The sequence below is a fragment of the Cyanobacterium sp. IPPAS B-1200 genome, assembly GCF_001747005.2.
In the GTDB taxonomy this organism is placed as follows: domain Bacteria; phylum Cyanobacteriota; class Cyanobacteriia; order Cyanobacteriales; family Cyanobacteriaceae; genus Cyanobacterium.
In genome coordinates, this window is record NZ_CP182899.1 from 1241826 (window position 1) to 1261945 (window position 20120).

21 protein-coding genes and 1 pseudogene are annotated in these 20120 nt (G+C 36.3%); 6 read left to right on the forward strand and 16 right to left on the reverse strand.

Features of this window, described 5'->3' with window-relative positions:
* Window positions 1-49: 49 nt before the first annotated feature.
* Window positions 50-454, reverse strand: coding sequence for an NINE protein (locus A5482_RS05815; RefSeq protein WP_069790799.1), 405 nt, complete (start codon window positions 452-454; stop codon window positions 50-52).
* Window positions 455-579: 125 nt separating this feature from the next.
* Here A5482_RS05815 and A5482_RS05820 point away from each other — a divergent pair, with 125 nt between their 5' ends.
* The 3 genes from A5482_RS05820 (at window position 580) to A5482_RS05830 (ending at window position 3234) form a co-directional block, all read left to right on the forward strand.
* Complete coding sequence (locus tag A5482_RS05820; RefSeq protein WP_069790800.1) at window positions 580-891, forward strand: DUF1825 family protein; 312 nt, start codon at window positions 580-582, stop codon at window positions 889-891.
* Between the two features lie 154 nt (window positions 892-1045).
* Window positions 1046-1381 carry a DUF760 domain-containing protein gene (locus A5482_RS05825; protein ID WP_069790801.1) on the forward strand — a complete coding sequence of 112 codons (336 nt, stop codon included), beginning with the start codon at window positions 1046-1048 and terminating at the stop codon, window positions 1379-1381.
* 584 nt (window positions 1382-1965) lie between these two features.
* The gene (locus tag A5482_RS05830) at window positions 1966-3234 is read left to right on the forward strand and encodes an ABC transporter substrate-binding protein (RefSeq protein WP_083260425.1); all 1269 of its coding nucleotides are present in this window, start codon (window positions 1966-1968) and stop codon (window positions 3232-3234) included.
* 48 nt (window positions 3235-3282) lie between these two features.
* On the opposite strand, the gene psaK is transcribed toward A5482_RS05830, so the two are convergent.
* The 15 genes from psaK to upp form a co-directional block, all read right to left on the reverse strand.
* Window positions 3283-3549, reverse strand: a complete 267-nt coding sequence (gene psaK, locus A5482_RS05835) for a photosystem I reaction center subunit PsaK (protein ID WP_069790803.1) — start codon at window positions 3547-3549, stop codon at window positions 3283-3285.
* Window positions 3550-3660: 111 nt separating this feature from the next.
* A complete protein-coding gene (locus A5482_RS05840; protein ID WP_069790804.1) occupies window positions 3661-4575 on the reverse strand; it encodes a S1 RNA-binding domain-containing protein in 915 nt (304 codons plus the stop codon).
* Window positions 4576-4652: 77 nt separating this feature from the next.
* Window positions 4653-5606, reverse strand: a complete 954-nt coding sequence (locus A5482_RS05845) for a diguanylate cyclase (RefSeq protein ID WP_069790805.1) — start codon at window positions 5604-5606, stop codon at window positions 4653-4655.
* 121 nt (window positions 5607-5727) lie between these two features.
* Entirely contained in the window at window positions 5728-6867 is a 1140-nt protein-coding gene (gene recF / locus A5482_RS05850) for a DNA replication/repair protein RecF (protein WP_069790806.1), read from the reverse strand.
* A 235-nt stretch (window positions 6868-7102) separates the two neighbouring features.
* Window positions 7103-7942 carry an MOSC domain-containing protein gene (locus A5482_RS05855; RefSeq protein ID WP_069790807.1) on the reverse strand — a complete coding sequence of 280 codons (840 nt, stop codon included), beginning with the start codon at window positions 7940-7942 and terminating at the stop codon, window positions 7103-7105.
* A complete protein-coding gene (gene dnaB / locus A5482_RS05860) occupies window positions 7943-9286 on the reverse strand; it encodes a replicative DNA helicase (RefSeq protein ID WP_069790808.1) in 1344 nt (447 codons plus the stop codon).
* Between the two features lie 169 nt (window positions 9287-9455).
* Window positions 9456-10235, reverse strand: coding sequence for a photosystem II S4 domain protein (locus A5482_RS05865; RefSeq protein ID WP_069790809.1), 780 nt, complete (start codon window positions 10233-10235; stop codon window positions 9456-9458).
* A gap of 179 nt (window positions 10236-10414) precedes the next feature.
* Window positions 10415-10921 (reverse strand): hypothetical protein, encoded by a 507-nt coding sequence (locus A5482_RS05870; RefSeq protein WP_069790810.1) that lies wholly within the window; start codon window positions 10919-10921, stop codon window positions 10415-10417.
* 243 nt (window positions 10922-11164) lie between these two features.
* Window positions 11165-11377: a DUF2839 domain-containing protein gene (locus A5482_RS05875; protein WP_069790811.1), complete on the reverse strand. Its 213-nt coding sequence runs from the start codon at window positions 11375-11377 to the stop codon at window positions 11165-11167.
* Window positions 11378-11508: 131 nt separating this feature from the next.
* Window positions 11509-12978, reverse strand: a complete 1470-nt coding sequence (locus tag A5482_RS05880; protein WP_069790812.1) for a leucyl aminopeptidase — start codon at window positions 12976-12978, stop codon at window positions 11509-11511.
* Between the two features lie 22 nt (window positions 12979-13000).
* Entirely contained in the window at window positions 13001-15394 is a 2394-nt protein-coding gene (locus tag A5482_RS05885) for a GGDEF and EAL domain-containing protein (RefSeq protein ID WP_069790813.1), read from the reverse strand.
* Window positions 15395-15764: 370 nt separating this feature from the next.
* Window positions 15765-16052, reverse strand: a complete 288-nt coding sequence (locus A5482_RS05890; RefSeq protein ID WP_069790814.1) for a hypothetical protein — start codon at window positions 16050-16052, stop codon at window positions 15765-15767.
* A 92-nt stretch (window positions 16053-16144) separates the two neighbouring features.
* A complete protein-coding gene (locus A5482_RS05895) occupies window positions 16145-16384 on the reverse strand; it encodes a DUF4926 domain-containing protein (RefSeq protein WP_069790815.1) in 240 nt (79 codons plus the stop codon).
* A gap of 16 nt (window positions 16385-16400) precedes the next feature.
* The gene (locus A5482_RS05900; protein WP_242411942.1) at window positions 16401-16730 is read right to left on the reverse strand and encodes a DUF6883 domain-containing protein; all 330 of its coding nucleotides are present in this window, start codon (window positions 16728-16730) and stop codon (window positions 16401-16403) included.
* 32 nt (window positions 16731-16762) lie between these two features.
* The gene (upp, locus tag A5482_RS05905) at window positions 16763-17413 is read right to left on the reverse strand and encodes a uracil phosphoribosyltransferase (protein WP_069790848.1); all 651 of its coding nucleotides are present in this window, start codon (window positions 17411-17413) and stop codon (window positions 16763-16765) included.
* Between the two features lie 170 nt (window positions 17414-17583).
* Here upp and A5482_RS05910 point away from each other — a divergent pair, with 170 nt between their 5' ends.
* The 3 genes and pseudogenes from A5482_RS05910 to A5482_RS05920 form a co-directional block, all read left to right on the forward strand.
* Complete coding sequence (locus A5482_RS05910; protein ID WP_201150059.1) at window positions 17584-17820, forward strand: photosystem I reaction center subunit IV; 237 nt, start codon at window positions 17584-17586, stop codon at window positions 17818-17820.
* An 83-nt stretch (window positions 17821-17903) separates the two neighbouring features.
* Complete coding sequence (locus A5482_RS05915; protein ID WP_069790817.1) at window positions 17904-18734, forward strand: DNA-formamidopyrimidine glycosylase; 831 nt, start codon at window positions 17904-17906, stop codon at window positions 18732-18734.
* 173 nt (window positions 18735-18907) lie between these two features.
* Window positions 18908-20023 (forward strand): annotated as a pseudogene (locus A5482_RS05920) (type IV pilus twitching motility protein PilT); the annotation flags it as partial.
* Window positions 20024-20120: the final 97 nt, after the last annotated feature.

The window sequence follows — 20120 nt, forward strand, 5'->3', positions numbered from 1 at the left end:
GTAACGACAAGTTATTATGGGCAAGGGGTTTAAATCCCTTGCTTTTTTATTAATCAATTAACGCACGGCGTTTCTGCTCAAATTCGTATTCCGAGATTAACCCCTCTTGGCGCAAGGTTTCCAACTCTCTGATGGCTGATACTACATCCACGGTGTTTTGTGCCACCAAAGATTTTTGCTGTAAATTTGCCGTCTGCACGTCACCGTTGTTAGAATTGAAAGAGAGTATATCCTGAGACTGCAACAAGTACAACACTACATCCACCGCACAGGCGATTTTTACCAAAGAAGGGTTATTCCAGCCCAAGGCAAGATATAGTACCCCCCAAATGGGTTGTCCTAAATAAAATTTGTGTAAACCACCAAAAGGGGCGATCGTACCAAGGAAAGCAAGAATAATACTGATAACCTTTTTCTTGGAAAAATTATTAGTAGAATCGGTGGAAAATTGCATAATAACGGTGTAATACGGAAATCCGTATTCAAAAACTTATGTATCTAATCATATAATTAAACTTAGCAGACCGCAGAACTTTATTCACCATAACTGATACAGTATTGCACTTGAGAGGAAGAAAGATGAGTTTTTTTGATTCAGAAGTAGTACAACAAGAAGCCAAACAACTATTTGAAGATTATCAATCCCTTAGTCAATTGGGGAGCGAATTCGGTAAATTTGACCGAGAAGGAAAAAAAATCTTTATTGAAAGAATGGAAAATATGATGGATCGTTATCGTATTTTTATGAAAAGATTTGAACTATCGGAAGACTTTATGGCAAAAATGACCATAGAGCAATTAAAAACTCAACTAAGTCAATTTGGCACCACTCCTGAACAAATGTTCATGCAGATGAATCAAACCCTCGAAAGGATGAAAAAAGAGATTTAATTTTTATAGGGTAATATTTATACTCTTTTAGTTCGGTTCTACTCAACCTAAAAATAGTTATTTAAAGATAAATTAATTATAGTAAACACTTTTTCTAAAAGGAACATAATTCTGATCAAAAGCAGAGTTTTTTATAGTAATTGAGAAGAAAAAAATGAGTCAATCATTCCATCGCCAATCAAACTATTTCAATAACAATGATGAGGATAATAATTTATTAAAATATCTTCAGTCTCTAAGCCCAGAAACCATTGCTAATTTATCTCAGCCCAAGACTTCTGAAGTTTTCCAAGTGATGGAAAGAAACATTGGTGGTTTATTGGGAAATTTACCCGCAGAGGGTTTTGGGGTGATGGTGAGTACGAGTCGAGAAAACCTTGGTAAATTATTGGCATCGGCAATGATGAGTGGTTATCTGTTGCGTAATGCGGAGCAAAGAATGGATTTTGAAAAGGCTTTGGCTGGTTCAAATGACGCTCAGAATAATTAGTATCTATTTGATAAAACTTTAAATATTTCTTTTTTACTAACTGATGTTACGCAAAAATATAATTAGTTTAAGATGGTAAAAACGTTGGATGTTCATATTGTGTTTGTACACGTGCTGGTTAGGGGGCTAGGAGTTGGGCAAGGGGCTTAAGCCCCTTGTTAAAACTTAACTTATAAATGAGTGCGTAACGTCAGTTACTAACTACTATTTTTTATAAAATAAGATATTAAAGTTGTGAATAAGGAGTTTATTTTTTATTGATAAAAGTATTAATTACTTTTGTTTAATGCTGTAAAAACTTCAAATATAAATTAGATAATACCTAGTGCTAAAAGATTTATAGAACAGCGATCTTATATAGCAATTATCGTGGTTACGGAGTACAAGATGATCCCCCTAAATCCCCCTTAATAAGGGGGACTTGAGAATAATGAATGTATCTCATAATTATAAAAAACGCTATAGATTAAATCTGTCTCAAAATTCACTAAAGTAACTACATAAATTAGAATTTAGTTAAAACTATACTTTGATTGTATTCTTAGAGTTACAATTGGTTTAATGTATTTACTGAAATAATATTTGTGAAAATTAAAAATAATTTTATTACTTTTATAACAGTTTTAATCTTACTCGTTCCTTTGTTGACAGGTTGTCAAAATTCTATGGAGGGAACTTCTGCTGATGGTGTTACTAGAATTACTTTTTGGCATGGTATTAACCCCCCTGAAAATAGAGAAATTTTTAATGAATTATTAGCCCAATTTAATGAAAATAATCCTGATATAGAAGTACAAGGATTGTATGTGGGGCAACCTGATGAGCAGTTGCCAAAAATTATTGCTTCAGTGGTGGGAAATCAGCCCCCTGATGTGCTGTGGTATGTTCCTCAGCTGACGGGAAAATTGGTAGATTTAGGGGCTATTAAGCCTCTGACAGAATGGTTTGATGGTTCTACCTTAAAGGAGGAAATTGAACCTGCGATGCTTTCTACCATGAGGCTAGGGAATGAAATTTGGTCTGTACCTTTTGCTACTAATAACACGGCGATGTTTTATCGTCCTAGTTTGTTTGAGGAGGCTGGAATTACTGAGTTGCCTTCTAGTTGGGATGAGTTTGTGACAGTTGCAGGACAATTGACGAAGGGTAATGAGCAACATGGGGTGTTACTCTCTTCGGGGAAGGGGGAGTTTACGGTGTTTGTGTGGTTGCCTTTTATTTATGGGGCTGATGGCTTTATTGTGGAAAATGATCAGCCTAATTTAATTAATGAGGGGACACAAAAGGCGTTAAGTTTGGGGGCGGAGTTGGTTAATAGTAATTATGCAATATTATCAGCGCCCGATCGCGGTTATGAGTTAGATGATTTTATTAGTGGTAGGGTAGCGATGCAAATTACTGGGCCCTGGACTTTGGCACAGTTGAAACAAAGTGGCATTGATTATGGTGTTTTTCCTTTGCCTGTGGTGGATAAACCTGCGACGGTATTAGGGGGGGAAAGTTTGTTTGTGTTTAGGACTAATCCTGAGAGGGAGAAGGCTTCTTTACGATTTTTGGAGTATATTTTGGGAGAGGAGTTTCAGCAACAATGGGCTTTACAAACGGGTTATTTGCCTATTAATCGGTTGGTGAAGGATAGTGTTGAGTATCAGCAGTTTGTGGCGGAAAATCCTGTGTTGGAGGTGTTTCTGGAGCAGATGGACAATGCTTATACTCGTCCTATTCTCTCTGATTATCCTACAATTTCAGAAAATTTAGGAAGGGCGATCGAATCTACTCTTTTGGGGCAAAAGTCTGCGGAGGATGCCCTAGGGGAGTCTCAAAAGCGAATTAATTTATCGATAGGAAATTAACAAGTTGAGAGGGACTTTTAATACAAAGTCCCTTTTCTCATGGCAAAATTATAATGCACCGAGGTTTGCTAATCCTAAGATTACCCCTACACCAATAAGATGACCGAGGCTAGTGGTAGCTAGTAAGGCGGGGAAACCCATGCCTCCAAAGAGGGCAGGAGAGGGTAACTGAGGGCCTACACTGGGATATTTGATGGTGAATTTACCAATGGCGATCGCAACTATATTGCAAACAATCATGGTAAGAGCAACATTAGAATTCCACTCAATGGTGGTAGGAATTGCAGTGGCAATGATAGAAGTAAATTGAAACATTTAATACTTTTCCTAAAATATGTAAAACAGTTTTCAAAGTCTTTATTTTAAATGCCAAAAGAAAAAAACGATCTTTTTTGTTGCAATACTTTGCAATTAACTAACAATTATTTACGATTCCTCTTTTTTAGCCTGATGATTTGCCCATCTTTCCTCAGCATTTTCCATCACCAACTCACGCTTTTCCAAAAATTCCCCTGGATAAGTTTCCAAAACCTTAGTAGAAAGAGAAATACGATTTTTCACAGTATCAATTTCCATTACCACTACCTTAACCTCATCTCCCACCTTAAAAATATGACTAACCGAGTCAATGTGTCCGCCACTAATTTGTTTGACGTGTAACAATCCTGCCACACCACCAAAATCCACAAATACACCATAAGGCTGAAGTTTAACAACCTTACCCTGTACCACTTCATTTTCCTGTAACTGAGCCATGGCCGAAGATTTTGCGATATTTCTTTGACTCAAAACAATCTTATTTTGCGCCCTATCCAACTGTAAAACATTAGCAGGAAGAGTTTGATCCATCAAATCATCAAAATTTTCCTTCTCGATTAAATGAGATTTAGGGATAAAAGCCCGTAAACCGTCAATTTGCCCCGTTACTCCCCCACGATTTACCCCAGTAACTAATACTTGGACTAATTTTCCTTTTTCTTGAATTTCCGTTAAATTATCCCAAGCCTGATCAATATATAATTGACGACGAGACAACTTTACTTGTCCTTCCGAATCCTGTTCCTTTATAATTAAAAACTCAAACTCTTCATCTAGGGGTAAAACTTCACTTACATCCGTAAAAGATTGCCATGCAGCTTCACTAAGAGGCACAAAACCGGGAGATTTACCGCCAATATCTACATAAACACCACTAGAATCATGTTGAAATACTTTTCCCTTTACCACTTCTCCCTTATTAAAATGATAGTCGTATTGTTCTTGCTCTAAGGCTTTAGCGAAGTCATCCATAGAGAAATCAGTGGTGTTTTGCCCTTGAGAAGGATTAGAATTAGCGGTCATAATCAAAAATTAATTCAGTTATCAAACAAATACCTTTAATTATAAAGGTTTCTGCCCCTGAGTGAAGTACCTTTTTTTTAAGTATCTTTAGATACATCTAGTAACTCATCTTCTAAAACAATTCTATTTCTGCCATTATTTTTTGCTCGATACAAAGCCTTATCTGCCCTTGATACAATTTGATCTAAATTTTGGTCTGTATCTTGATATTGTGCAATACCAACACTAACAGTAATTTGAAACTTATCATTATCAACAGGTAAAGATATTTCCGCTATTTTTTCCCGAATGCGATTTGCCACGTGTTTAGCTTTATCAATCAGGGCATCATAAACCACCACAATAAATTCTTCTCCCCCCCATCTTGCACACAAATCTTCTCCTCTAATGGATTGCTGACATTTTTGAGCCACCAATTTAATAGCTATATCTCCCACAGGATGCCCATAGTTATCATTAATGCGTTTAAAATAATCTATATCGAGGATAATCATGGAAAAAAACGTTTTTTGCCTTTTGGCACGATTAAATTCTCGATTGGCTAAATTAAGGAAATGACGACGGTTAGCTATTTGGGTTAACTCATCGGTAGTAGCTAATTTTTCTAAATCAACGAGGGCTTTTTTTAGTTGATCTCTAGTAAACTTTAATTCTATATGGGTTTGAATTCGTGCTAATAATTCTTCATTATTAAAGGGTTTAGTTACATAATCTACCGCCCCTGAGCGAAAAGCCTCTATCACATTCTCTTTTGCGTCATTAGCGGTTAAAAATATGATGGGAATCTCTTTATAATGATTTTTCGCTTTAATTAACCGACATAGTTCTAAGCCATCAATTTTTGGCATCATTAAGTCTAGCAACATCAAATCTGGCTTAATGTTATTAATCAAATTCAAAAATTCTTCACTATCTCCAAGCACCTTGATTTGATACCCCGCTTTAGTGAGTATTTTTTCTAGCATGATACGATTAATTGAGTTATCATCCACTGCTAGAATTAGAAAATTTTGTGGATTATATTCAGCCATTAAAGATAATTAGAGCTAAACTATTATTATTTTTTATTTTAATTACCGTCTTTTATCTTATCTGATTATTTTGGTGAGTACAGGATTCAGAAAAAAGTTACATTTTTATCTTCATGTTGACCTAAAAATATAATTTCCCTCCTTGAACTTTAATAATCTGAGCCTGATTTAATAAATTAGTTTCAAAATAGTTTAAGTGTGTTGTTGTTATTATAGTTTGAAAGCGATCGCCTAGAGAATCTAATAACTGCTGCTGTCTTTTTAAATCCAATTCTGCCATTACATCGTCTAACAATAGTAATGGTGGCTCTCCTACCACTTGCTCTATTAGCTGTAATTCAGCTAACTTAAGGGCTAAAACTAAAGTTCTCTGTTGTCCTTGAGATCCATAATTTCTTGCTACGCTATCATTTATTATAAACTCTATTTCGTCCCGATGAGGTCCTACGAGGGTATTTCCTAAGTTTATTTCTGCTATTTTTTTTTGTTCTATTTCGAGTTTTATGGCGTTTTGTACACTTTCTGGAGTGTCATTTTCTCCATAGACATTAGGGGCATAATTAATTAATAATTTTTCTGTTTTATTACTAATTTCGTTGTGCCAAAATTTGGCAAGAGGTTCTATTTTTTGCAAGACTCTTGCTCTTCTTCTACTAACTCTTGAACCTGCTTCGGCTAATTTATCATCCCATAATTTTAATTCGATCGCCTTTACGTCTTGTTTTAACTTTTCTAGGGAATTAATGCCCATTTTTTTGATTTGTTTTAAGAGAGCATTTCTTTGTTTTAAAACATGGTAATAATTTTTTATTAATTGATAATAAATAGGTTCTAATTGAATTAATAAACTATCTACCCAATTACGTCTATATTCAGGGCTTCCTCTGACTAAATCTATGTCTAAGCTAGAAAAAAGAACGGTATTTAATAAGCCTAGAAATTCAAAATTACGACTAACTTTTTCTTGATTTATTTTTAGTTCTTTTTTGCCTTTAGCGGGGATAGTAATGCTTAAATCATAGTCTGCGTATTTATTTTTGACGGTTGCTTTTATTTGTCCATAAAGACGATCATGATAAACTAATTCTAGGTCTTTAGTACTACGATGACTTTTGAGGGTGGACAGTAGTTCTACTGATTCAAGAATATTAGATTTTCCTTGGGCATTATCTCCTAATAGTATTATTTTATTATTAGTAAATTTTATTTCTTCTTGAATATAGTTTCTAAAATGTTGGAGATATAACTGCTCTAAAAACATGAAAAGCCTATTTTTATTAAATTATTTTTACAAATATTTTCCACAAATAATTCTGACAATAATTAATCATTGTATCTTTGAACAAAATGTTTCCTAAATCCTTTAGTGTGATTCCTCTAGCCTCTATCAGTAAGACAGCAGTAATATATCGTGAAAACTTAATTTTAAAAAATATAATATGAAACAAAGGGATGAGGAGATAAAGACAAAATCTGTTAGGAATAAATTAAACTATCTATTTTCCATGATTTATTGTCAATTGTCCACGGTTAAGGGCAATCATATTTTGTCCAAACATTATTCCCTGTTGAGGTACGTTACGGAAACTACTAAGAGTTTTTAAAGGTTCATTTTGAGGATTGATTTTTCCTGTTATTTGATCTGTGGTAGTTATATTACAACGACTACATGGTTTGGCTATCTTAAATTTTATTTCCCCGAGGGTAATATTTTCCCATGTGTCTTCGATGAATGGGGTATCGGTTTCAATGACAATGTTGGGGCGAAATCTATCCATGGGTATTTGTTGATGTTGTTGAGGATAATTTGCTTCTAATTTTTGGTTGAGGTAAGCAAGGGAGGCGGTATTGGTGAGGAGGTAGGGGAAGCCATCAGCGAAGCTGACGGGTTGGTTTTTTTTGGTGCTATATTGGGGATTAATGGCTCTAATATTTTGGTTATTTTGTTTGACGAGATGACATCCTTTCATTTCAAGAATTTCCTGAAACCATTGGGCTACTTCTTTTCCTTGATTGATGGCTGAAGTGCGATCGCCCCATACGTGTACTTCAATTGTATTACCCTGATTTTGGGGAATAAAGGTAATAGACTCCATGGAGGAGTCATCAAAACTGAGGGTAATTTTTTTCCCTTCGATGGTGACGATAACTCTGGCTAGTTGGGGATATTGCCTTTGGGTGATAAATTTGCCTGATTCATCAACGATCATGAAGGTGCGATCGTAATATAAACTATTATCACTATCTGATAGCCCTTTTTCGTCGATTTGAGCAGAGGAAAGGTTAATCCCTCGACAGGATTTGATGGGATAAAAAATAAGTTCTTTTATCTTCATTTAACCTCCTCTTTTCATATTTAAAAACTGGGTTAATTCGGGACGAAATAGGAGTTTTATTAAGCCTGTGGGCCCATTACGATGTTTTGCCACAATTATCTCAGCTACTCCTTGATCAACACTATCAGGGTGATAATATTCGTCACGATATAACATTAACACTAAATCTGCATCTTGTTCTATGGATCCCGATTCTCTCAAATCCGACAACATGGGGCGTTTATTGGTGCGTTGCTCAACTGCTCTACTCAACTGGGATAGGGCAATGACAGGGGCATTAATTTCCCTTGCTAAACCTTTTAGCGCCCTTGTCATTTTTGATAATTCCTGTACACGGTTGTCACCGCCTCCCTGCATCAATTGAAGATAGTCTAATAATACCAATCCTAATTTACCCTTACTTTCTGCTTGTAAACGTCTAACTTGCGATCGCATTTGCATCACCGTTAAATTAGCAGTATCATCAATATAAAGGGGCAACTCCGACAAAGTACCCATGGCACTCATCAACGGCTCCATTTCTTGCTCCGTAATCCGTCCAGACTTCAAGCGATTACTTTCCACCCGTGCCTCCGAAGACAATAAACGCATAGCCAATTGTTCCCTCGACATCTCCAAACTGAAAATTGCCACCGCCAAATTAGAATGTTTTGCTATGTTAGAAGCTATATTGAGAGCAAAGCTGGTCTTCCCCATCGAAGGCCTGGCAGCAATAATGACTAAATCGGAGCGCTGAAAGCCCCCTGTCATGCCATCTAAGTCATAAAATTCTGAACTAATACCGGGTAAGGCTGTTTTTTCTTGGAAGGCTTGAATCTCAGTAAAAGTGTTAATTAAAGTGCTAGAAATAGGTACTAAACCCTCTTGAACTCTTGCTTGGGTTAAACTGAATATTTTTTGCTCAGATTCATCTAAAACGTTATCTAAATCTTTGGTGGTATCAAACCCTAATTCGCCGATTTCTTTGGCAGTAGAAATTAATAAACGTCTGATATATTTTTCAGTAATTAAAGGTACATATCGTGCAATATTTGCGGCGGAAACTGTACGATCTAATAAGCTAATTATCTTTGTATTTCCGCCCACTTTTTCCAGTAAACCTTGGTCACTTAACCAAGTAGCAACGGTCATCAAATCAACGGGTTGCCCTTGAAAATAGAGATGTCTTGATGCTTCGTAAATATGACGATGAGCTTGTACGTAAAAGGCTTCTGGTTGCAATATATCAACGACTTTACCCATAGCATTGGGATCAAATAATATGCCTCCTAAAATTATTTCTTCTGCTTCTATATTTTGAGGGGGTAATGATGATCCTGCTAAATCTGGGGTAAAATCGTCCATTATATCTATACTTTTTTAAATTTAATTACTATATTTTTTATTACTAATAACAATATTTAATTCAAGGAAAATTGAATCTCCTTAGTCTCCCTTGATAAGGGAGAATTTATTTTTAATTGTGCATTGTTAACACAGTTTTCCATTATCTATTCCCTATTCCCCAACGAAACTAAACAAATCGGGTTAAAGCGATACGATAACGTTCTTTTTTAGTAATACTAATATCACCTATTTCTAATCTTCCTTTGCCTCGAAAAGAGACTAAATCACCACTTTTAAGATTGTGGCTAGATTGTGTAACTTCTTTCCAATTTACCCTCACATCACCGTTATTTATAGCATCTGCCATTTTTGAGCGGGACAAACCAAAGCCATAAGAGGCGATCGCATCTAAGCGTAAAGAAGCCTCTACGGTAGTCATTTCTTTCTTTTTGGGTTCCCTTACTCTCAAATCTGAAAGCTCAATTCTCTTGGTTTTTACAGGCACAGAGCGCACCTGTACTAAAGAAGACTCAAAAAAATCAACCATTTCAGGAGTCACAACCACCTGCGCCCCCCTTTCCCCCAAAACGATAATATCACCAACCTTTTCCCTAACTACCCCCGCACCTAAAATTGCCCCCAAAAAATCTCGATGGGTAGCCGTATCAAACAAAAAATTACCAGCAATATCTAAGGCAACTACGGGCATCTGGGAAACATCACAGGGAATTTCCTCCCGATGAATACCCACTCTCTTTCTTTCAGCTTGAGGAAAACCACCCCAAGGGATAATTTGTACCTCCGTTAATTGACCAAAAATTTGATTCACTTCTGCTAATACAGGAGGAGACAAAAAATCTGTCACTACCAACTCCCATGTCTTTAATGCTTGTTCAGCCTTATCTAAAACTTTAGCAATTTCGGCTCTATTTTCAACCCTATTTAAAAAATCTTCTCTCGGTAACATCGAATAATGAATAATTAATAATGGATAATTGATAATGATTAAACTTAGGTAAAAACTTGAATTTATACCAGTAAAATTAATTGCTTTTAATTCTGAATATTTCTGTCAATCTCAACAATAATTTAACGGAATAATGTTTATGTAGAATAAATCAGACAAATTGAGTATAGGTCTAATTGTCAATTCTCTACATAGCCCTGTAAATTTTCAGGTTTAAGGGGTTGTAAAACAAGGGTGGCTTTATTTTTGATAAAATCATTCCCCTGCACCACGACTAAATATTTTCCAGCATTTAAGCGATTACGATAGGGTAAATCATCACTTGCCCCCTGTAATAAAGTACCACTACCACCAACAAAAAAACTACCCATGGCACCACCGATCGCCCCTAAAAAACCACCTATAATATGGTTAAAAGGGGTACCAGCCCATGCAAAAGTATCTAAGCCAGTAATAGCATCAAAAGTATAACCGCCAAAGAAACCGAAAGGAATCAACCAGTATGCCATTCTAATAGAATTTTTGCGCCCTTCACGACTAGGATCAAGAAATCCAAACTCATCGGCGGTTTTGTAACCCTTTCCCAAAATCGATACTTGTTGAAGGGGAATATTTGCTTTTTCCAAAGCAGTGTAAGCCTCCTCCGCTTTAATCCTATCGGATAATACTGCGATTAAATAGTTCATTTATTTTATATTAAAAATTATACAAAAAAAGATATAAAAAAGAGCCTAACACTCCCAATATTTCTCGTATTTACTAACAATTACTTAAACCCATCACCTAAATTTAAGAAAACCCTAACTTAGTACAATAAAAGTAGAAAAGGAATTGCCTAAAATCAAACTTTTTGTAAACAAGTACAATAACTTGTTGATGATAAATTGCAATTTCAAACCTCGTTATTATCCATTATTAATTATCAATTGTTAATTAACGTGCCACCAACCAAATCCAGGCCCTACAAAACGAATAATAACCCAAGTAATGCCTAGAGAGATAATTCCTACCCATGCCCCTTGAGTGGTTAACTTATAAGCATCAGAGGCTTGAGTTTTCGTAAGAGGAAACCAAGAAACAATTCTGTCCTCTTTGCTATATCCTTCTTCCAAAGATTTTTGTCTGCGTTTAGCTTCTCCCATAATAAAACTCTCCTAAAATAAAAAACTTTATTCACTTCAACCTAACACTTACCTACCCCTCTTAAAACTACTCCTCAAAGACTTGTAACAAAAACCCTATTTTATTGGTGTCTTTGGGAAAAAAAATAATTTTACTGTGAAACCCAATTAACAAGGGTGCGTACGGCAAATCCTGTACCCCCTTCATTATTGATGTTATTAGGTTTTTCTGCCCAAACTGGCCCAGCTACATCCAGATGCACCCAAGGGGTGTTTTCCACAAACTGTTCGAGGAAAAGGGCTGCAGTAATTGAGCCTCCCGCGCGACTACCTGTATTTTTGATATCTGCGATCGCACTTTTCATAATATCAAAATAATCGGTTTCCATGGGCATCTGCCAAAATTTTTCTCCAGCGCCCTCAGAAGCCACCTGCAAATCTTGGGCTAGTTTATCATCCCTAGTCCATAACCCTGCAATGTCATTGCCCAAAGCCACGATACAAGCGCCCGTGAGGGTAGCCAAATCCACCATGGCATCTACTCCCAGCTTATCAGTATATACGAGGGCATCAGCGAGGGTTAAACGTCCTTCCGCATCGGTATTATTAACCTCGATGGTTTTGCCATTAGAAGCGGTGAGAATGTCCCCTGGGTGCATGGCTTTCCCACTAATCATATTTTCAGTGATGGCACTAATAAAATGTACTTCCACATCGGGCTTTAGTTGGGCGATGGCTTTTGCCGCCCCAAAGGTAGCCGCTGCACCGCCCATATCCATCTTCATGGTTTCGATACCACTACCAGCGCCTTTGATGTTTAAACCACCAGAATCAAAAGTTAAACCCTTGCCGATGATGGCTAATTTACGTTTTGCTGTGCCTTGGGGTTTGTAGGTGAGATGAACAAATTTGGGGGGAATATCGGAGGCTTGGGCAACTCCTAAAAATGCTCCCATACCTAGGCTTTCGCATTCTTCTTTTTCTAAAATTTTTAATTCTAGGTTGTATTCCTTGGCTAAATCTTGGGCTACTTTGGTTAAGGTAATGGGGTTGATGTCGTTGGGGGGAGAATTGACTAATTCCCTAGCTAAAATTACTCCATCGCTGATTTGTTTACCTTTGGTGATGGCGTTATCAGAAGCCTGTAAACCTAGTAAATCGATATTAGTTAGTTTAACCTCATCCTTAGCATCAGACTTGAAACGGTTATCTTTGTGTAAAGCAAGAATTACCCCTTCGGTTATCATTTGGGCAACGGTATCTCCTTCGTAATCTTCGATGCCTAAAGCGATGCCTAGGGTTTTACCATTTTCCTTTGCGGTACTACGGGCGATCGCCCCTGCTGCCAATCTGATACCATTAGAAGTACAATCTTCCTGTTTGCCTAAGCCCACCAACATAATTTTACGAATGGGGTTTTTAGCACCTACCCTTGCCACTACCGTAGAATTAGCTTTACCTTTAAAATCATTTTCTTCGATTAACTCGGTAATAACTCCATCTAACTTGTCATTTAAACTAGCTAAATCTCCCGTTAACTCAGTTTTCTCCTCAAAAAATCCTAAAGCGAGAATATCCCCACTCCAATCTAAAAACGAACTAGAATTAACTTTAAAATCCATTGTTTAACAATATAAGAATTAATCACAAAATAACATCTTCCATTGTATTATCCCCGTTCTCACCTTTCAACAAAGAAATAAAATCTAGCAATTTTTCCCCCTCGATAGGGTGACTAAATAAATAGCCTTGCCCAGCGATGCAGTTTTCTGATTCTAAAAAATCAAGTTGACTGAGGGTTTCAATACCTTCGGCAATGATAGAGAGATTCATATTATGAGCCATGGAAATAATAGTTTTAATTAAGGTTTTATTTCTTTCACTTTCTTCTATCTCTAAAATAAAACTGCGGTCAATTTTTATTAATTGAAAAGGATATTTTCTTAAATAACTTAGGGATGAATACCCCGTACCAAAATCATCTAAATAAAGTTCAAACCCAAGGGAATTAAGATGAAATAATAAATCTTTTACGGTGGGAATGTCCTCTAGTAAAACTTGTTCAGTTATTTCTAATTTTAGATATTCTGGTTTTATCTGATATTTTTTAGTAGTATCTAAAATAATATCCACCAAATCGCTATCTCTAAATTGTCGAGGAGATAAATTAATAGAAGCATAGATATAAATACCTTTTTTTTGCCATATAGATAACTGTTTACATACTGTTTCTAATAACCATTTTCCTAAATCAATAATTAATCCAGTTTCTTCGGCAATATTAATAAACTCCACGGGAGAAACATCTCCCAAAATATTGTTGTGCCAACGGCTTAAAGATTCTACCCCAATAATTTTGTTTGTTTTTAGCTCCAGAATAGGTTGATAAACTAAAAATAGTTCATTATTTTGTAATGCTTTACGTAAATAAGTTTCCTGTAGCATTTTCTTTTGGGCTACCTGATTCATTTGGGCATCAAAAAATTTAAAATTATTCCTACCTTTTTTCTTGGCTTCATACATGGCTAAGTCAGCATTTTTTATTAAATTTTGGATATTATCTCCATCTTGAGGATAAAAAGTAACACCAATACTGGCAGAAACAAATCTTTTTTCCCCTGCAATGGTAAACGGCTTTCTCATGGCATAAAGTAGTTTTGAGGCGATTATTTCCCCTTGGGCGGGAGAAGAAAGGGAAGAAACTATAATTAAAAATTCATCCCCCCCAAGTCTGGCAACGGTATCACTCTCCCTCAGACAGCCTCGAAGCCTTTGGGCTACCACTACTAATAATTCATCTCCATATTGATGCCCTAGGGTATCGTTTATATTTTTAAAGTTATCTAAATCTAGGAAGATAAGGGCGATTGATAATTTATCACGGTAGGCTTTACTTATTTCTTGCTTTAGTCTTTCCATACCCAAAAGACGATTGGGTAATTCGGTGAGATAGTCATAGTTGGCTTGATGGGATAGTAATTCTTCTTGGTGTTTTTTTTCGGTGATGTCTTCTTTGACTGCTACATAGTGGGTGATGATACCGTATTCATCTTTGATGGGTGAAATAGAAGCTATTTCCCAAAAAAGTTCGCCATTTTTTTTTCGATTATGAAATTCTCCATGCCATTCTTTCCCGCTGGAGATGGTTTGCCATATTTTTTGATATTCCTGTTTACTGGTTTCCCCTGATTTAAGGATACGAGGATTTTTGCCGATGACTTCTTCTCGGGAATAGCCTGTTACTCTTTCAAATTTTGAGTTGGCATATTGAATTTTGCCTGTGTTATCGGTAATAATGATGGATGCTGGGCTTTGTTCTGATGCTTGATGTAAAAAGGTTAATTGTTCTTCTATTTTTTTTGTGTGGGTAACATCCACAAAGGTGATTAGATAGGCTTTTTTGTCTTCCCACTGAATAGGTTTTACGTCCATATTTACCATCAACATTTGCCCTTGTTTACGGGGAATGATAATTTCTGTGGATTTTTGGGAGGTAAGGGGAATGCCGAATAATTCACCAAATATTTTATTGGCTTTTCCTTCAAACATTTCTTTGCAAATGTCATTGATAAATAATACTTTTCCTTCTTGATCTGTCACCATTAATCCGTTAGTATGATGATGGGCGATCGCCTTTAGCTTTTCTTCAGTGTAAATTAACTTAGTTATATCTCTACAGATAACTAAAATAAAGAACGATAATTTAGGAGAATTAGCAATTTTTATTAATTTAATATTTAGCCAAATTAACCCAACATTAGTATGGGCTTGTTTTTTATACTGAAATTCTTTTTTATCTTGCTCAATAAATTGATTTAAGGATTCCTTTAACCATTCAATTTTTAATGATTTAAAATTATAGCTATCCTCAAAACAATCGTCTTCTTGATAATTTGAAAAGAATAACTTTTTCCCTATGGAGTTAACATTTATTTTCTGAGCAATAGGCTCAAATAATATGATTGCATCGCTATTATATTCAATAATAGCCAGATATTTCTTTATTTCCTCATAATTTAAGGACACAGAAGGGGACATATTTTTACAATGGTTATTTATCTAATGATTAATAGACTTTTTAGCAACTAAAATAAAACCATTATCATTAGCATAGTTAAATTTTTTATAATATTTTTAGGTTGATGAGATTCCTAAATAATCTATTAACAGATAATGTTAAATAGCTTATTACAAAATAATATTCAGTAACTTAAGATAAATATTATGCCTATATGAAAGACAATATTTATGTTTTTTTTGATAACTTTGTAAATATTTCAAAAACTAAATATTTTGGATAATACAGTGAATAAAGAATGTCTAGTTGAGAAATAATTAATAATTGCTATTTTGCTACTTAAAAATATTATTTTAAGAAAAATTTTATAGATGTTGAGAAAAAGATAAACTAATTATTTTCAGTTTCTAATTCTGAATTTTTAATAAGGGTAACCCGCACATCATCAATAGCATGGTTTAATTGATTAATTTTTTCCTCTAAACTTAATCGTGCAGTTTCTACATTTTCTCTATTATTTAAAAATCCTTTATCCTCAGAATTTAATGTGGAATCATTATTATGTTTTCCCATGTCATTTACTTTTTTAGATGCGATCGCACCTAAAACACCACCCACAACACCACCGATAATTGTACCCAAAAGAAAACCACTTCCAAAATTATCTTTTTCACCCATAATAAAATTAACTGCTAATAGTAATACTTACTCATTTTCTTCTTCTATTATCCGATATTTCAAGCTCTGCTGACTATCATCATTAACAAAAATTAAGCAACTGATACCAAATCAGAATGTAACAACATCAATTGATGAATTTTTAAAGTTTCCATGGCATAGGTTTCCCCATGGTTATTACTAAATTCTACCTCAAAAACAAAACCATCATATTCCATTACCACGGTACCAATTTGTCCTTGATAAAGGATAATTTTTTCTCCTGTTTCGTAATGTGTCGTAGTCATATCCTCCAACAGTGCCACTAAATCTAAATCCTTGATTTTTTTCATAGCTTTTTGTTATCTCTTAACGGGGTAACAGTTGGTTAATCTGGGAAATTTTTCTCCCTTTTTGATAATCCAACCTGCGAGAATTTAATGACTCACCCACGTCTGTTTGTAAATTAAATTTCATATTGTAATGGGTGCCATATTCGTTTTCTTTGACTATTTTCACTCTTTCACTGACAGCTGCTTTTTTTAATGCTTTCTTCAGAATATGAGCGTTATTTATTGTTATACCTAATTTTGCCTCAAATAAAACTGCTTTATGTTTACCCTTTTCATGGTGAGGGTTTAAACAATAACTTTCAATTTTATTGCCTAATATCGCAAAATTTCCGTTTGGTAAATGCACCTACTTATATTTATTTTACAAAATAGTATCAATCAATTATTAAAAGCGCGATCGCCCGCATCCCCCAAACCAGGTACAATAAAACCAGAGTCATTAACCTCCTCATCAATCATGGCGCTGTAGATAGTTAGAGTAGGGTATGCAGTGCCTAACTCCTTTAGGGCAGGGGGCGCCCCCACCACACAGATAATGCGGGTTAAATCAATGTTTCCGCCCCGCTTAACCACTTCTTCGAGGGCATACATCATGGAGCCGCCAGTGGCCAACATAGGATCTAAAATGAGGATACGGGTATCAGGGGCAAACTTTTCGGGTAATTTGTTGAGATAACAAGAAGGCTTGAGGGTATTTTCATCTCTCACTAAACCCAAATGGTACGTAGAAGCAAGAGGAAGAATGGTTTGAGCGCCTTCGGCAAGGGTTAAACCAGCCCGAAGAATGGGGATAGTGGCGATCGCACCTTGAGGATTAATAAAAGTAGCATCAGCCACCCCTACAGGGGTTTCCACCTGAGTATCGATAGTAGGCAACCAATCCCGAATCGCCTCATAGGTAAGCCAACGCCCCAACTCAACCATGGCACTTTTAAACAAAGTAGAAGGAGTATTTTTATCCCGTGCCACTCCTAACCAATGCTTAACCAAAGGATGGGGAGGTACATATATTTTCATTTGCATCGCCATAAAACTACTTCCTTCTTTTGTAAACTGACCAAAATTTAATTGTCCATCGTCCATCGTTCATTGTCAATTGTTTATGCCTCTTAATAAAACTTAAAACGAAAAATAGTGCGATCAGGGCTAACAAGTAGTAATCTGTTATTTAAAGATAATATTTTTGAAAAAATAATTTAATTATGGCAATTGAACGTGGAGCAAAAGTAAGAATCTTACGCAAAGAATCCTACTGGTATAGAGACGTAGGCACTGTGGCAACGGTAGATAAAAGCGGCATTATTTATCCCGTAATTGTCCGTTTTGACAAAGTTAACTATAGCGGTTTTAGTGGTAGCCCTGGTGGTATCAACACCAATAACTTCGCCGAAAGCGAATTAGAAGTTGTCACCCCTGCCCCTGCCAAGAAAAAATAAACACTGAGGAATATCGGCAAAGTACAATTGATCAAGGATAATCAATGAGCTATTATCTTGTTTATCAATTATTAAACTAAACCATGCCAGAATTACCCGAAGTAGAAACAGTGTGTCGAGGTCTAAATAAAAAGACTTCGGCACTTACTATTGAATCTGCTAAAGTACTATTACCCCGCACCTTGGCTTATCCTGATTCTGTCGCTTCTTTTGAACAGGGTATTGCCGAGAAAAAAATTATTCAATGGCATCGTCGAGGTAAATATTTATTAGCGCAACTGTCAGAGGGATGGTTAGGAGTACATCTACGGATGACAGGGCAGTTATTATGGGTAAATCAGGATAGTGACTTACAAAAACATACAAGGGTAAGGTTATTTTTTGATGAGGGCAAAGAGTTACGTTTTGTGGATACTCGCACCTTTGGCAAGTTTTGGTGGTTAGCAGAGAATAAACCCCCAGAAACAGCAATTACGGGCTTACAGAAGTTGGGAGTTGAACCCTTTTCTCCTCAATTTACGGTGGCATATTTTCAAGAAAAACTATCAAAAAGCCGTCGCAATATCAAAACCCTACTTTTAGATCAAGGTGTGGTGGCTGGAGTTGGTAATATATATGCTGATGAGGCTTTATTCAAAAGTGGCATAATGCCTAATACTATCAGTTGTAACCTGACACTACCACAAATTGAAAAATTAAGAACCGCCATCATCGAGGTATTAGACGATTCTATCAAGGTAGGGGGAACAAGTTTTAGTGATTTTCTCCACATCACAGGGGTTAATGGTAATTATGGGGGCAAGGCTTGGGTATATGGCAGAAAAGGAGAACCCTGTAGAATTTGTAATACACCTATAGACAAGATGAAGTTAGGAGGGCGATCGACCCATTTTTGTCCAAAATGTCAAAGTTGAGATGGGGAATGGGCAATAGGGAATTTTGGTAAATCAATATTTTCTTTTATGTGTCATAAACTGTTTTCCATCTTCACGATAAAATTTGCTTAATAACTAACAATTATTAACTTATTTGAAAGAGATAAGGGCGATCGGGGTAAGATAAATAAAAAGCATCTCAGGAGAAAGAGTCTATGGAAATGATGATAGAAGACTTGATGGAGCAGTTGGTGGAAATGGGTGGCTCAGATATGCACATCCAAGCAGGCGCTCCCGTTTACTTTCGTATCAGTGGTAAACTAACCCCCATCGGAGATGAGCCTCTTAGCCCCCAAGAATGTCAAAAGCTCATTTTTACCATGTTAAACAATACCCAGCGTAAAACCCTCGAACAAAACTGGGAATTAGATTGTTCTTATGGGGTGAAAGGTTTAGCTCGTTTTCGGGTAAATGTGTACAAGGAAAGAGGATGTTATGCGGCTTGTTTAAGGGCATTATCTTCTAAAATTCCTAACTTTGATCAATTAGGACTTCCTGACATTGTCAAGGAAATGACCGATCGCCCCAGGGGTTTAATATTAGTAACAGGGCAAACAGGTTCAGGAAAAACTACCACCCTAGCGGCCATGCTAGACTTAATCAACCGTACTAGGGCAGAACACATTTTAACCGTAGAAGACCCCATCGAGTACGTTTTTCCTAACGTTAACAGTCTTTTTCACCAGAGACAAAAAGGGGAAGATACCAAGAGTTTTGCCAATGCCCTAAAAGCGGCTTTACGGGAAGATCCTGATATTATCCTCGTGGGTGAGATGCGAGATTTAGAAACCATCTCCCTTGCCATTAGTGCAGCGGAAACAGGACACCTCGTCTTTGGTACATTGCACACCAGTTCTGCGGCTGGTACCATTGACCGTATTATTGATGTATTCCCTGCCGCCGAACAAGCTCAAATTCGAGCCATGTTGTCCAACTCTTTATTGGCAGTATTTGCCCAGTGTTTAGCCAAAAAACACAATCCTAAACCAGGGGAATTTGGTCGGGCTATGGCTCAGGAGATTATGATTGTCACCCCTGCGATCGCCAATTTAATCCGAGAAGCAAAAGCACCTCAAATTTATTCCTCCATTCAAACAGGAGTAAAACTGGGTATGCAAACCATGGAACAAGCCCTTGCCAACCTCGTTAAAACAGGGGTAATCAGCATGGAAGAAGGCCTGGCGAAAAGTAGCCGCCCCGACGAATTGCAACGTTTGTTAGCAGGTTCTAATGTCTCTGGTGCCATGAAAACTGCTAGAAAACGCTAGGTTTCCATAATTAATAATTAACAAGTAAAGTTCTCCCGTGGAGGAAAATGTGGGGGGCAGAATAAAAAATCTTGCCCACCATAAAACAAATAATTCA